At 62.7% G+C, this 13509-nt stretch carries 13 protein-coding genes and 1 pseudogene; 8 read left to right on the forward strand and 6 right to left on the reverse strand.

The genetic code is table 11. The annotated features are described in order from the left end of the window. Positions 1-66: 66 nt before the first annotated feature. Positions 67-291, reverse strand: coding sequence for a hypothetical protein (locus tag F6X39_RS03575; RefSeq protein WP_187615582.1), 225 nt, complete (start codon positions 289-291; stop codon positions 67-69). 598 nt (positions 292-889) lie between these two features. On the opposite strand from F6X39_RS03575, the gene F6X39_RS03580 reads away from it, so the two are divergent. Then, positions 890-2221 (forward strand): NRAMP family divalent metal transporter, encoded by a 1332-nt coding sequence (locus F6X39_RS03580; protein WP_187615583.1) that lies wholly within the window; start codon positions 890-892, stop codon positions 2219-2221. 86 nt (positions 2222-2307) lie between these two features. On the opposite strand, the pseudogene F6X39_RS03585 reads toward F6X39_RS03580, so the two are convergent. From F6X39_RS03585 to F6X39_RS03600, 4 genes and pseudogenes are all read right to left on the reverse strand, one after another. Continuing rightward, a pseudogene (locus F6X39_RS03585) lies at positions 2308-2571 on the reverse strand (hypothetical protein); the annotation flags it as partial. After that, positions 2528-3205 (reverse strand): DUF1028 domain-containing protein, encoded by a 678-nt coding sequence (locus F6X39_RS03590; protein WP_187615584.1) that lies wholly within the window; start codon positions 3203-3205, stop codon positions 2528-2530. The pseudogene F6X39_RS03585 and the gene F6X39_RS03590, both read right to left, overlap by 44 nt. 10 nt (positions 3206-3215) lie before the next feature. Then, a complete protein-coding gene (locus tag F6X39_RS03595; protein WP_184068482.1) occupies positions 3216-3647 on the reverse strand; it encodes a RidA family protein in 432 nt (143 codons plus the stop codon). After that, positions 3647-5005, reverse strand: a complete 1359-nt coding sequence (locus tag F6X39_RS03600) for a flavin-containing monooxygenase (protein WP_187615585.1) — start codon at positions 5003-5005, stop codon at positions 3647-3649. The genes F6X39_RS03595 and F6X39_RS03600 overlap by 1 nt, the downstream gene beginning before the upstream one ends. Before the next feature lie 178 nt (positions 5006-5183). Between F6X39_RS03600 and F6X39_RS03605 the strand changes: the two genes are divergently transcribed. The 7 genes from F6X39_RS03605 (at position 5184) to F6X39_RS03635 (ending at position 12532) form a co-directional block, all read left to right on the forward strand. Then, positions 5184-6107 carry a LysR family transcriptional regulator gene (locus F6X39_RS03605; RefSeq protein ID WP_187615586.1) on the forward strand — a complete coding sequence of 308 codons (924 nt, stop codon included), beginning with the start codon at positions 5184-5186 and terminating at the stop codon, positions 6105-6107. Between the two features lie 124 nt (positions 6108-6231). Then, the gene (locus tag F6X39_RS03610; RefSeq protein ID WP_187615587.1) at positions 6232-7383 is read left to right on the forward strand and encodes an SRPBCC family protein; all 1152 of its coding nucleotides are present in this window, start codon (positions 6232-6234) and stop codon (positions 7381-7383) included. A 43-nt stretch (positions 7384-7426) separates the two neighbouring features. Then, entirely contained in the window at positions 7427-8632 is a 1206-nt protein-coding gene (locus F6X39_RS03615; protein ID WP_187615588.1) for an ABC transporter ATP-binding protein, read from the forward strand. A 2-nt stretch (positions 8633-8634) separates the two neighbouring features. Beyond that, positions 8635-9690: an ABC transporter substrate-binding protein gene (locus tag F6X39_RS03620; RefSeq protein WP_184068494.1), complete on the forward strand. Its 1056-nt coding sequence runs from the start codon at positions 8635-8637 to the stop codon at positions 9688-9690. A 39-nt stretch (positions 9691-9729) separates the two neighbouring features. After that, a complete protein-coding gene (locus F6X39_RS03625; protein ID WP_187615589.1) occupies positions 9730-10986 on the forward strand; it encodes an ABC transporter permease in 1257 nt (418 codons plus the stop codon). A 35-nt stretch (positions 10987-11021) separates the two neighbouring features. Next, entirely contained in the window at positions 11022-11849 is an 828-nt protein-coding gene (locus F6X39_RS03630; protein ID WP_090810989.1) for an ABC transporter permease, read from the forward strand. A 233-nt stretch (positions 11850-12082) separates the two neighbouring features. Beyond that, positions 12083-12532 carry an SET domain-containing protein gene (locus tag F6X39_RS03635; protein ID WP_187615590.1) on the forward strand — a complete coding sequence of 150 codons (450 nt, stop codon included), beginning with the start codon at positions 12083-12085 and terminating at the stop codon, positions 12530-12532. A gap of 158 nt (positions 12533-12690) precedes the next feature. Here F6X39_RS03635 and F6X39_RS03640 read toward each other — a convergent pair whose 3' ends face one another. Beyond that, entirely contained in the window at positions 12691-13467 is a 777-nt protein-coding gene (locus F6X39_RS03640) for an aspartate/glutamate racemase family protein (protein WP_187615591.1), read from the reverse strand. Between the last annotated feature and the right edge of the window lie 42 nt (positions 13468-13509).

The following is a 13509-nucleotide window of genomic DNA, read 5'->3' on the forward strand; positions in this document are numbered from 1 at the left end:
GCGCGTCCTCCCGGCCCACCAACGGCAACGGCTCCAGGCCTCTCGACTACCCTGCCAGGCGCAAGCTCATCCATGAGCATCCACCCACGCGCGCGCCCAATCCAAGCCTGCATGGTGGGCTTCCTCCTCGCTATCGAACAGTCCCAGAATGCCTGATGCTTCGATCAGCTTTCCGCCTTGCGTAATGGTTCCGCTCGCCGCATAGCGCTCCGGTTGCAGGAGGCCTTCGCCTTCCTGCTGAAGGATGGCATGCCCCCACAACGTGTACCCGTCGTAGTCGATCGTTTCCATTAGCGCACGACCCTGACGGATGCGGCGCGAGTCGTCACTCGAAGCATGTTCGCGCGTGCCTCTGGTGGATTCCAGACCTCAGCGTAGTCCGATGCGTGCGCGCCCGTGCAAGGCGTCATGATCAGAACCGTGAATCCTGTCTTTTTCAAGATTTCTCCTTTCCAGCGATTTTCTTCAGCGGCTCGTCGCAACTGTCACTTTGTCCGGCACATCCAGCATCCCTACCGAAGCAGGTCCGGAATTCAGGCAAACAGAGCGAGTCAGCGGCGGTGCAGTATGGCCGAGTGTGTCATTCACCGCTTTGAATCCGTTTCGATCGCCGCAGCGCGGAAAAGACGCGTGGGCATTGAGACCTCACTTGCGGGGAGCTATCGCGGAGACTGGTCGTTCGCTCGCCGCGGTCGACGAGCGTTTCGCGCTGGTCGGCGCGGTTGAAGATGTGACATTGTATCGTCAGCCTGCGGGAGTCCTGATAGTCGCCCCCGATAGCGTCACATCCGCTGAATATGTGTGCCAATATGTGTGCCGCGAAACGAGTCGACGAAGGAACGTTTCGTGCGAGTGCTACAGCATCCCCGGTTTCCCGACGGTCAGGCGAATGCACTCTTCCCCCGACAGGGGCACCGCGCCCCGCGCCGCACAAGGTAATACGCACGCTGCCTCGTCGCAGCCCGCCCGCTCGTGGGCCGCCGATCTCGGGCCGGGGCTGGCAAGTCTCGGCTGCGATAACGATCCCAGCGGTATCGCCACATATTCACTCGCGGGCGCGTGGTACGGCTACGACCTGCTGTGGACCTGCGTGCTGTCGTATCCGTCGATGGTCGCGTTGCAGCTGGTCTCGGCGCGTGTCGCCGCCGTCACTGGACATGGCCTGACCGCGAACATGCGCGCGCACTATTCGCCGGTGTTCTTCTATTTGGCGGTGGCGCGGTTCGTGATTGCGAATACGCTGAATATCGCCGTCAATGTGATGGCGATGGCCGCGGTCGTGCAACGCTTCACTCATGGGCCGCTTTGGTTGCTTGCCCTCGCATGCGGTTGCACGTCGATTGCGTTGCAGTGGTTCATTCCCTATGCGCGCTATGCGCAGGTGCTCAAATGGTTGATGCTGCCGATGCTCGCGTATGCCGGCGTGCTGCTGATCGTCGATGTGCCGTGGCACACGGTCGTGCTGCGCTCGCTCGTGCCGCACGTCGAATGGAAAGAAGATTTCGTCACGATGCTGATGGCCGTGCTCGGTACGACGATGAGTCCCTATCTGCTTTTTTCGCAGGCCGAGCAGGAAGCACAGGAAGAGCATCGACAGCACGAACAGCACGCGGCGCGGGGCGATCGACGTTCGTCAGAGCAGCTTCGCCGGTTGCGCATGCAGACCTTGACGCGCACCGCGCTATCGAGCGTGGCCGCATTGTGCATGATGATTGCGGCTGCGGCGACGCTGCATGGTGCACAGACGCGGCCCGGCGAGCCCATGGAGCTTTCCAGGGTGCTCGAACCGCTAGTGGATGGCTACGCCGGCACACTGCTTGGGCTTGCACTGATCGGCTCCGCGCTGCTCGCACTACCTTCGCTTGCGGGTTCCGCTGCGCAAGCGGTCGCGAGTTCGTTCGACTGGCCCCACGGCCAACGGCGTGATCGGCGCATTGCTGTTCTGCTCGTTGCGCTCGCAGGGCTCGGGACGCTGCTTGGCGTTGCGCTCGGCCTATGGCACGTCGACCCTGTCAAGGCGCTGTACTGGAGCGCCATCGTCAACGGTATGACGATTACGCCCGTGCTGGTGCTTCTGGTGCTGCTGAGTGCGAAACGAGAAGCGGTCGGCGAAATCGTCGCGCACGGGTCGTTACGCGCGCTCTGCTGGCTCGCGACCCTGATCACCGGTGTGGTCGTGGTCGCGCACTTCGTGCTCGAAGTGGCGGAGCGCGTGTCCTGATGAACCCCTCACGCCCGATTTGCACCGCAGACGCGCAGGCTACCTCACGCTTTTGAGATGTTCAGCGAGGCGAGCGAACATCGCGTCACACCATCGGTATGCCCGGACAGCACGATGCCGCCACGCTCTCGCGGACCGTTCGTGGCGAACAGGTTCGCCTTGGTACGCTCGGCGTTATGGAACAGCTCGCTGTCCACACTTGGGTCCGCGAGGTATTGCTGCACGAAGCCGATCAGTTCCAGATTGGAGTCGCGGCTGACAGTCGCAAAACCGATCAGCCGTTCGAGCAGCGCACGGCTCGACAACTCACTCGTCGCCGGGCACTCCGTAGCTCGGCGCCGCGGTTGGATTCAACGCGCGTGCGATGTAGTCCCGCATCTGCGGCCGATACGCTTGCCAAAGCGCGGCAAGTTTGCCGATCGGATCGTCGTCGGCCCAATCGACACGCAGATCGACGATCGGCCAGACGTGTGTATCGACGATCTTCAGAGCCGCCGAATGCACGGGCCCTGCTTCTCCGCCCGCTTCGGCGGCCGCATGCATCGCGTGCAGCAGACGATCGGCGAGCGCGCCTTGTGCGCTCTCGAACGCTTTCACCATCGCGTTGATCACCGGCTTGCCGGCGAGCAGATTGCCCGCTGCCACACACTGATTTCCCGCGACGGCGTGATGCACGCCGAGTGCTTCCTTGCCGGTGAACATCGCGGTTCGCCCCTCACTGTCGACCACCGTCACCTGCCGGTATTCGCTCCACTCGCTCGCGCCTAGCGCCCGTTCGAGCGCCGTATCCGCCGTGATACGCCCGCTTTCCAGCAGATCGAGAATCTGCGGCCCGAGCGCGGGCTGCGTCACGTTCTGAGTCGCCACCGCACCGACCCCCGCGCGCGCCCACGGACACCTGGCACCCACCGCAATGCTCGACGAACTGATCGCGATACCGAGCTGACCGGTCTTGCCACAACGTCCGACGATCGAGAATGTCATGGGTAGCTCCTTACGCCTGAGATGGCTTCCAGTTGTCCGGAATCACGGCGATCACGTCGATTTCCATCAGCCATTGCGGCTGACCGAGCGCGCTGACGCACAGCCCAGTCGAAATCGGATACACGCCCTTCAGCCACTTGCCGACTTCCTGGTACACCGGCTCGCGATAACGAGGATCAGTGATGTAAGTCGTCGTCTTGACGATATGCGACAGGTCGCTGCCGGCTTCCTCGAGAAGTTGCTTGACGTTCTTCATCGCCTGCTCGGCCTGCGCGCCCGGATCGCCGAGACCGACCAGGTTGCCGTCGAAATCCGTACCGACCTGGCCGCGCACATAGACCGTATTGCCCGCGCGAACCGCCTGGCAAAGATCGTTATCGAGCGACTGGTTCGGGTACGTATCCTTCGTATTGAACATGCGGATGCGTGTATGCGTAGGCATCAGTTCACTCCCACTTCTTTGGTCTTCGGCGCGTGCGATTCGTCGCACGCGGTATCGGTTGGATTCGCGCCATGCACGCCGCGCGCGTCCTGCCGACGCTGCGACGCGTCGCGATACGCGAGGTATTTGCGCTGCGTGACGATGTGATCGGCGATGTGCTTTGCGTCGTGCCAGACGCCCCAGATAAACGACGACGCGCGCCGCGACAACCACGGCAAGCCGAGGAAATACACGCCCGGTTCCTTCGATACACCGCGCTGATGCTGCGGCTTGCCCTTATCGTCGAATGCGTTCACGTGCAGCCAGCTGAAATCGACGGCATAGCCGGTGGCCCAAATGATCGTGCTCACACCCGCCTTCTTCAGATCCAGTTCCGGGAGCGGATGCGTCACGCACTCCGGGTCGGGTGGAATCAGGCGTGCGTCGGGGTCTTCCGGCAGGTCCACGCCGTTGCGCTCGACGTAGCCGTCGGCCGCGTCCAGTAGCGACATCAGGTTTTCGTCGCCACGCTTCAGATTGGCGGCGAGGTCCCGTTCGAAGGTCGCGACGCCATTCGCGAACGATTTCGTCGTGCCGACCAGCGTCATGCCCTGATGAGCGAGCCTGCGAAAATCGATGGTCTGGCCGCCATACGCGCCGCTGACGGCAATAGTCACATGCTCGCGTCCCGGCACGGCGACTTCCTTGTCCCATTCGCCGAGTACACCGAGCCACCAGCAGAAATCGCGACCGCGATAGGCGCGCGGCGGACGGTCATGCGCACCGACGGACAGATAAACCTTGCGGCCCGCGCGTTGCAGTTCGTCCGCGATCTGCACGCCGGACGACCCCGCGCCAACCACGAGCACCGCCCCTTCGGGCAGCTGCGCCGGGTTCCGATAGTGGGCCGAATGAAGCTGCGTGAGCTCGACGTCCTGTGGCGCGATGGGGGGAATGACGGGCCGCTGGAACGGCCCCGTCGCAACGACCACGCGACGGGCTTCGATCGTGCCATCGGACGTTGCGACCGCAAATCCTGCCCGGCCCTTCAGACGCTCGACGCTCGTGACTTCGACGCCCGTGCGGATCGGCGCATCGAACTTGCGCGCATAGGCCTCGAAGTAATCGGCGACCTGATCCTTGGCGGCGAACCCATCAGGATCGAGTCCTTCGAACTCCATATTAGGGAAGCGGTCGTGCCAGGCGGGACCATTGGCGACCAGTGAATCCCAGCGACAGGTACGCCAGCGTTCGGCAATGCGGTCGCGCTCCAGCACGAGATGGGGTACGCCGAGTTTGCTCAGGTGTTCGCTCATTGCCACGCCAGCCTGACCCGCGCCTATGACCAGCGTGTCGATCGACAATTTTTCAGCCGACATGGCCTTCTCCTTCTGAAAAGCGCTCTGGATTCAGGTCACTCTCTCTCTTCGGTCGGACAGAATGTACGCCGCGCGGCGGGCAACAAAAACTATATTTTAAAAATGCTTTGCATCGTTTTTCGCTATGCAATCGACAATTGGCGAGCGACAATCGGTTCGACCGAACACGGAGCAACTGATGGACGGCAACTCGATACGCTACTCGTTGCGTCAGCTCAGGTATTTTGTCGTCACGGCCGAGACGCTTTCGTTCACCGCCGCGGCAAAGCGCCTGCACATTTCGCAGCCGTCTATCTCGACGTCGCTCGCGGATCTGGAGGAATCGTTCGGCGTCCAACTGTTCATCCGCCATCACGCCAGCGGGCTGTCGCTCACGCAACCGGGCCGCGATCTGCTCGGCCACGCTCGCAATCTGCTTCAGAACGCCGAAGAATTGCAGCTGACCGCGAAGGAAATCGACGGCGGCATGTCGGGCTCCATCTCGCTGGGCTGCATGGTGTCACTGGCCCCGCCGCTGATGCCAGGCATCATCAGCCGCTTCGTGCGGGACTATCCGGCGGTCACCTTCCGTACGACGGAAGCGCATCAGGACACGCTTTTGAGCGGCCTGCGCGACGGCTCGCTCGATATCGCGCTGACCTACAGCCTCGATATCGCCGATGGAATCGCGTTTACCCCGCTGCTTTCGCTGCCACCGTATGTCATCCTGCCTAAAACACACAGGCTTGCACGGGCCCGCAAAGTGTCGCTGGCCGATCTGCTGCCCGAGCCCTATGTGATGCTGGACCTTCCGCATAGCCGCGAGTACTTCTCCGCGCTGTTCGACGCAGTCGGCAGCCGCCCTACCGCGGCTTTCCGGTCGTCACAGCCTGAAGTGGTGCGTGGCATGGTTGCCAACGGCTTGGGTTACAGCATACTCAACTTCCCGCTGAAGTCGACCCGGACAGTGGACGGCGAAGACTTCGTGATTAAACATTTCAAGGAAAGCGTCAATGCGACGACGCTTGGCATCGCACTATCGGGCGCCGTCAAGCCGCGCGAGGTTGTGAAACGCTTCTCGGCATTCTGTGAAACGTATATTCGGCACCTCCACATCGGTTAGCGGCCCGGAAAGCCTCTCGGCATAGGCTTGAGCTATGCACTGCATGCAAAAACAATATTTTACCTAGCAATTTGGATTGTTAGATTGGTGCTCATCGGATGCACACACTGATGGGGGGCCCCCTATGTCAGCCATTCTTCAGTCGACGGACGCTGAGCTCGACATCGTTCGCGCCCTGCGCGAGAACTGCGAGCGTCCGTTCGGGGATGCACACGCCATGCCGCCGGCCGTCTACACGTCGGAGGCGTTTCTCGCGCTCGAACGGCGCGACGTGTTTCGCCACGAGTGGTTGTGCGTGGGCCGCGCGAGCGCGCTCGCACAGAGCGGCGACTATCTGACCGCGCAAATCGACGACCAGCCGGTGTTCGTGCTGCGCGATGCGAGCGGTGCGTTGCGCGCATTCTCGAATGTTTGCCTGCACCGGATGTCGGTATTGCTTGAAGGGCGCGGCAACGTGCGCCGGATCGTGTGCCCCTATCACGCATGGAACTACACGCTCGATGGTTCGCTCGCGGGCGCGCCGTTGATGGATCGGCAGCCGGGCTTTTGCAAGGAACAATACAAGCTGCCTGCCGTGCGCTGCGAGACGTGGCAAGGCTGGATTTACGTAACGCTCAACGCGCACGCGCCTTCGGTGGAATCACATTTGTCCGGGCTGACGAAGCTGATCGAGCCGTACGGCATGAGCAACTACGTCGAGACCTTCCACGAAGAGCACGTGTGGGACACCAACTGGAAGATCCTCGCGGAAAATTTCATGGAGAGCTACCACTTGCCGATGCTGCATCGCGCAACGGTCGGGCCGCACTCGAAGCTCGAAGAAATGGAATGTCCGCCGGGCTTGCCCGCGTTCAACTATCACTGGATCACCAAGGAAGCGTCGCTGCCGATCGGCAACGCGCATCCCAGCAATACACGTCTGCAAGGGCACTGGCGCCGTACCACCGCGCTGCTGGCGATCTACCCGACACACCTGATCACGCTGACGCCCGGCTACTTCTGGTATCTGATCCTGCAGCCGCGGGGCGTCGGCCGCGTGCATATCCGCTTCGGCGGCGGCCTCGCACCGGATTTCGTCGACGATCCGCGGGCCGCCGATTACATGGCTACGCTGAAGACGCTGCTCGACGAAGTCAACGCCGAGGACCGGCGCGGCGTCGAGGCCGTGTTTCGCGGCGTGCACGCGCCACTCGCGAAGCCTGGCCATCTGAGCCCACTGGAACGGCCGAATTACGACTTCGCCCGCTATCTGGCGGGACGCCTGGGCGCGAAGTGATTTGCCGCCTCACGTGGACCGCCAACACTCTGCCGAGTTACTCATGTCAAGCCAACCATTTATTTCGTTCGACGGCGTCAGCAAGTCATACGACGGCGTGCATAGCGTCGTCGAGGGACTCGATCTCGATGTCGCGCACGGTGAATTCGTTTCGCTGCTCGGTCCGTCCGGTTCCGGCAAGACCACGACACTGATGATGCTCGCGGGATTCGAAGCGCCGACGCGCGGTGAAATCCGCCTCGCCGGCAAGCGTCTGGACGACAAGCCACCGCATCGGCGCGATATCGGCATGGTGTTTCAGAACTATGCGCTGTTCCCGCACATGACGATTGCCGAGAACGTCGCGTTTCCGCTGTCGGTACGCAAGATAAGCCGTAGCGAACAGAAAACGCGCGTGACGCGCGTGCTCGACATGGTGGAGTTGTCGCATCTGGCGGGGCGGCGTCCGTCGCAACTGTCCGGTGGTCAGCAGCAGCGCGTTGCGCTTGCCCGCGCGCTGGTTTTCGAGCCGAGCGTGGTGCTGATGGACGAGCCGCTTGGCGCGCTCGACAAGCGCCTGCGTGAAACCATGCAATACGAAATCATGCGGCTGCATCGCGAACTGTCGCTGACGATCGTCTACGTGACCCACGACCAGAACGAAGCGTTGACGATGTCGGACCGCGTCGCCGTGTTTTCCGATGGACGCATCCAGCAGGCCGCCGCACCGACCGAACTCTACGAAAACGCGGCGAATGCGTTCGTTGCCAATTTCGTCGGCGAGAACAATGGACTGACCGGTCGCGTCCATTCCTACGGGACGGAATGGGCTGCGATGCAACTCGCCGACGGCAGCACCGTGTGCGGACGCCCAGGCGTCGGGCTCGCGTCAGGCGACACGGCGGTGCTGGCGCTACGTCCCGAGCGCGCGCACATCGCCGCGACGCCGGACGCTTTGCAGGAAGCGACGCGGCAGAACATGAACATCGTGCACGCGCTTGTCGAGGAACTCGTTTACTGCGGCGATCATCATCGCGTGCATCTGAAGCTCGGCCATGGCGAAAGCATGGTCGTCAAGCTGCCGAACACACAGCACCATGACCTGCCCGCGCTCGGCCGTCAGACCGCCGTGACCTGGCGACGCGACGACTGCAAGGTGCTGCCAGCAATGGCGGCCGCGCCGCAATCCACCGCCGTGTCCGGCGGCGTCGACTATTCCACCGTTTCCGTTCCCTCGTCCGCCTCGCCACTTATCGCAGGAGCCAACTAGAAATGAAGACCACACTCTCGTCCTTCCGGACCACCATCGCGGCGTGCGCGCTCGGGGCGTTTGCCACGGCCACGGTTCACGCGGCCGAAACGATTTCCGTCGTCACCTTTGGCGGTGCGTATGAAGCTGCCGCGAAAAAGGCATGGTTCGAACCGTTCACTGCGAAAACCGGCGACCAGTTCTCCACCGAGTCCTACGATGGCGGCCTCGCCAAACTGCAAGCGATGGAACAGTCGAAGAACCCGACGTGGGATCTGATCGACCTCGAAACCAACGACGCAATCACCGCGTGCGACGAAGGCCTCATCGCCAAGTTCGACAAGAAGTTGCTCGGCAACACCAGTGACTTCCTGCCGGGCTCGATCAGTGATTGCGCCGTCGCGGCGATGGTATGGTCCACCGTCTATGCGTATGACACCAGCAAGCTGAAATCTGCGCCTACTACCATCAACGACTTCTTCGACCTCAACAAGTACCCCGGCAAGCGCGGCATGCGCAAATCACCGAAGGTCGCGATGGAATGGGCCTTAATCGCCGATGGCGTTGCACCCAAGGACGTGTACAAGACCCTCTCCACGCCGGCTGGCGTCGATCGCGCGTTCAAGAAGCTCGACACCATCAAGCCGAGCATCGTCTGGTGGGAGGCGGGTGCGCAGGCGCCGCAACTGCTCGCCGACGGCGCGGTCGTGATGACGCAGGCGTACAACGGCCGCATCGACGACGCCGTGCACAAGGACAAGAAGCCCTTCAAGATCGTCTGGGATGCACAGGTGTACGACTACGAATGGTGGGCCGTGGTCAACGGCGCGAAGCATGCCGACGCGGCGCGCAAGTTCATCGTCGCATCCTCGACACCGCAGGCCTATGCGGACCTGTCGAAGTACATCGCGTACGCGCCGCCGCGCAAGGACGCCATTCCGCTGATCGACAAGGCGCGTCTGAACGATCTGCCGACAGCGCCGGAGAACTTCAAACGCCCGCTGCAAATCAACGCGACGTTCTGGGCCGACAACGCGGATGCGATCAACAAGCGGTTCCAGAACTGGCTGGCGCAGTAGCGCCAGATCGAACGAACGTCACCCGGGAGATCGAGCACGATGAACACGCAGTTGCCATCCACCGCCCCTTTTGGCCGCGGCCCGCAGGCCGCGAACCGCGAGTCGTTTCGCGCCGCGCGCCGCAAGGCCGCGATGCGCGCGTTGCTGCTGGCTTTGCCGTTGCTCATCTTTCTGCTGGTGACGTTCGTCGCGCCGATCGCGAGCCTGCTCGCGCGCAGCGTGCGAAACCCTGAAGTGCGCGCCGGCATGCCGCAATTGAGCACGGCGCTGGCCGGATGGGACGGTGCGGGCGTACCCGGCGAACCGGCCTTTGCCGCACTCGCGCACGACCTGAAGGACGCCAGCGAATCCGGCCAGCTCGGCAATATCGCGCGACGCATGAACTTCTCTCAACCAGAGTTCCGCAGCCTGCTGTTCAAGACGGCGCGTGCCACACGTTCGCAGACGCCCGCGCAATGGAAGCCCGCCCTGATCGATCTGGATGAACGCTGGAACACACCGGAAACCTGGCGGCTCCTCAAGCGTGCGTCGATCTCGCCCACGCCGGACTATTTGCTGAACGCCGTCGACGCGCAAGTCGCGCCCGATGGCTCGGTGACGTCCGTCGCGGCGGACAGCGCCATCTTCCGCGCCGCCTTCGGACGCACGGTCACGATCAGTGCGACGGTCACGCTGCTGTGCCTGGTGCTGGGTTATCCCGTGGCGTATCTGCTCGCGACATTGCCGGAGAACCAGAGCAACCGGCTGATCCTCTTCGTGATCGTACCGTTCTGGACATCGCTGCTGGTGCGGACCACCGCGTGGTATGTGCTGCTGCAACCAGGTGGTGTGATCAACGGCGCGTTGCTCCACTTTGGGCTCATCAATCATCCGTTGCCGCTGATTTTCAATCGCACGGGTGTGTTGATCGGCATGACGCACATCCTGCTGCCATACATGATCCTCGCGATCTTTTCGGTGATGAAAGGTGTCCCGCCCGTGTACATGCGGGCGGCGAAATCCCTCGGCGCGCATCCGGCTGTGGCCTTCGTGCGAGTGTATGTTCCGCAAACGCTGCCGGGTGTCGGCGCGGGATGTTTTCTCGTGTTCGTGCTCGCGCTCGGTTATTACATCACCCCCGCCCTGCTAGGCGGCGCCGGCGACGAAATGATCAGCCAGCTGATCGCGTCGCAGACCAACGATCAGCTCAACTGGGGACTCGCGGGTGCGTTGTCGTGCTATCTGATCGCATTCACGGCGGTGTTCTATTTCATCTTCAACCGGCTGGTCGGTATCGACCGCTTGCGCTTCGGCTAACGCGCCGCGCAACCGACGCTAACAGGCAGACTCAGATGAAAGACGGACGAACCCGGCTACTCTCGGAACGCATCGCGGGCGCGGGACTACGTGTGCATTGCGCGCTCATTTTCTTTTTCCTCGTCGCGCCGATCCTCGCGATCGTGCCGCTGTCGTTCAACTCCGGCTCATTCTTCTCGTACCCGATGCAGGGCTTCTCGCTGCGCTGGTACGCGCAGGCGCTGAGTTCGCCGGACTGGCAACGCGCGTTGGCGAACAGCATCGGCATCGGCGCGGCGTCGACGCTGATCGCGACGGTGCTCGGCACGCTCGCCGCGCTCGGCTTGAGCCGCACGCAGTTTCCTTACCGCTCGATCATCATGCCGATCATCGTGTCGCCGATGATCGTGCCTATCGTTGTCGTCGCGGCAGGGTTTTATCTGGTCTTTTCGCCGCTCGGCCTGGTCAATTCGTATCTCGGCGTCGTGCTTGCGCATGCCGCGCTCGGTACGCCCTTCGTGGTGATCACCGTGACGGCTTCGCTGCTGTCGTTCGATCAAAGCCTGCTTCGCGCTGCGTCGGGGCTGGGCGCGCAGCCGTGGGTCGCGTTTCGTCGCGTCACGCTCCCGCTGATCACGCCCGCCGTCGCAACGGGCAGTGTGTTCGCATTCGCGACGTCGTTCGACGAAGTGATCGTCATTCTGTTCATTGGCGGCCCCGAGCAGCGCACCGTGCCGCGGCAGATGTGGAGTGGCATCCGTGACCAGATCGACCCATCGATCCTTGCCGTGGCCACACTGCTGATGGCGTTCGCCATCGCCCTGTTCGCCTGCATGAACTGGTTGCGCAAGCGCGCAGCGGCGGCCAGCCGCTCGTTTGGCTGAGCCGACTGTTGTGCCAGCGTGATGCCGTGGACATGCGACTTGACGACCTCCCTGTAACCGTCGACCGTTGCCAGCCTCGTTGCGGCAAAGCCGGAACCCTTGGCGCGGTCCGTCCTTGGCTGTTAGTTGCGCTTTTAAAAAGAAAAATATTGAGCGCCTGACTGTGTGGCGATATGCTTCGCATCGCCGCTCAACCACATGCAACGACCGAGGGTCGCGAAGGAAACGACAAAATGCGATTGCGACGCATCACCGCACGACGCTCACCAGTGCATGGCATGGGACTGTTTGCCCTGCAGCCGATCGCCCCGGGCGAACGGGTGATCGAGTACAAGGGGGAAGTGACCAGCTGGCGGCGCGCCGCCGCCCGTCAGCGAGCCGACGCGGGCCACACGTTCGTGTTTGGGCTGTCCAGCGGACGAGTGATCGACGGCAGCCGCGGCGGCAACAGCGCCCGCTTTCTGAACCATGCGTGCGCCCCCAACTGCGAGGCCATCGAGACGGGCGACCGGGTGTTCATTCATGCGCTCGCCACGATCGCACCCGGGGAGGAGCTTTTCATCAATTACGGTCTGTCAGTGGACGGCGCGGTCACCGACGACGTTCGCGCCCAGTACGCGTGTCATTGCGGCGCGCCGGCATGTCGTCGAACCATGCTGGGAAATGACGGACAGTCGTCGTAGTCCTGCCGCCGCGCAGACGCTTCGATGAGCGATTCCTGCGGCGGTTCATCCGACGCGCCTGCCGCGTCTGTGGTGCGCGTCGATGTCTGGAACATGGCCGCGGCGTCGATCGCCGCATGGTCGCCCCGTCGCGCTGCGTCGCGTTTCAAGGCACAACGTCACAGCGCAAACAGCCGCCCAAGATGAGGCTCGCAATCTCCCACGCCGGCGAGCCGCAACGCGTGCCACGCCATCGCGTAGTTGCTCGATATCACCGGCTTGCCGATCGCCGCCTCTAGCTCCGGAATCAACCCGGCGATGCGCAAGCTCGTGCACGATACGAAAATCGCGTCCACGTCACGATTGCGCGCAAGTCGCTCAACACCAGTTCGCAATGACGCCGCATCGATCCGCGCCACTTCGTTATCGTTCGCATGCTCGAACGACGCCATGCGCGTAATGCCGTGACCGCGCGACTCGATATAGTCGCGCATGTATTCGTTGATCGAACGCACATAAGGTGTAAGCAGGGCCGTACGTTGGACGCCTAGGGCGCGAAGCGCCGCCAGCGCCGCGGTGATCGGCGTAGTGCACGCGGCGTCCGCACGCGCTTCGCGAATCCGCGCGAACACCTTTTCCTCCCCAATCACCATCGACGCGGACGTGCAGCCAAACGCCACCACATCGATACGCTCGGCCGGACGGATCAGCGCGACCGCCGGTGCAATACGGTCCTCCATTTCCGCTAGCCGTTCGGGCGTGATGTCCGCCGAGTTATACACACGGCTTTCGTAGAACGCCACGCCGTCCTGCGTCAGCAAGCCCCGCCACTCATGCTCGATCGTATGATCGGTGGCGAGCACCACGAGCCCAATCGCGGCACGACGGCAGACGCCGTCGTCCAGCGTGAAATCGAGCTTCGTGTACACGTCGTCATGCGGTGCAATCGCACTCATTTCGGAGTCGTCCTGTCATGTCGCGTTCGCCGCTCGCGAGTC

Origin of the sequence: Paraburkholderia sp. UCT2 (genome assembly GCF_014397665.1) — a bacterium.
In the GTDB taxonomy this organism is placed as follows: domain Bacteria; phylum Pseudomonadota; class Gammaproteobacteria; order Burkholderiales; family Burkholderiaceae; genus Paraburkholderia; species Paraburkholderia tuberum.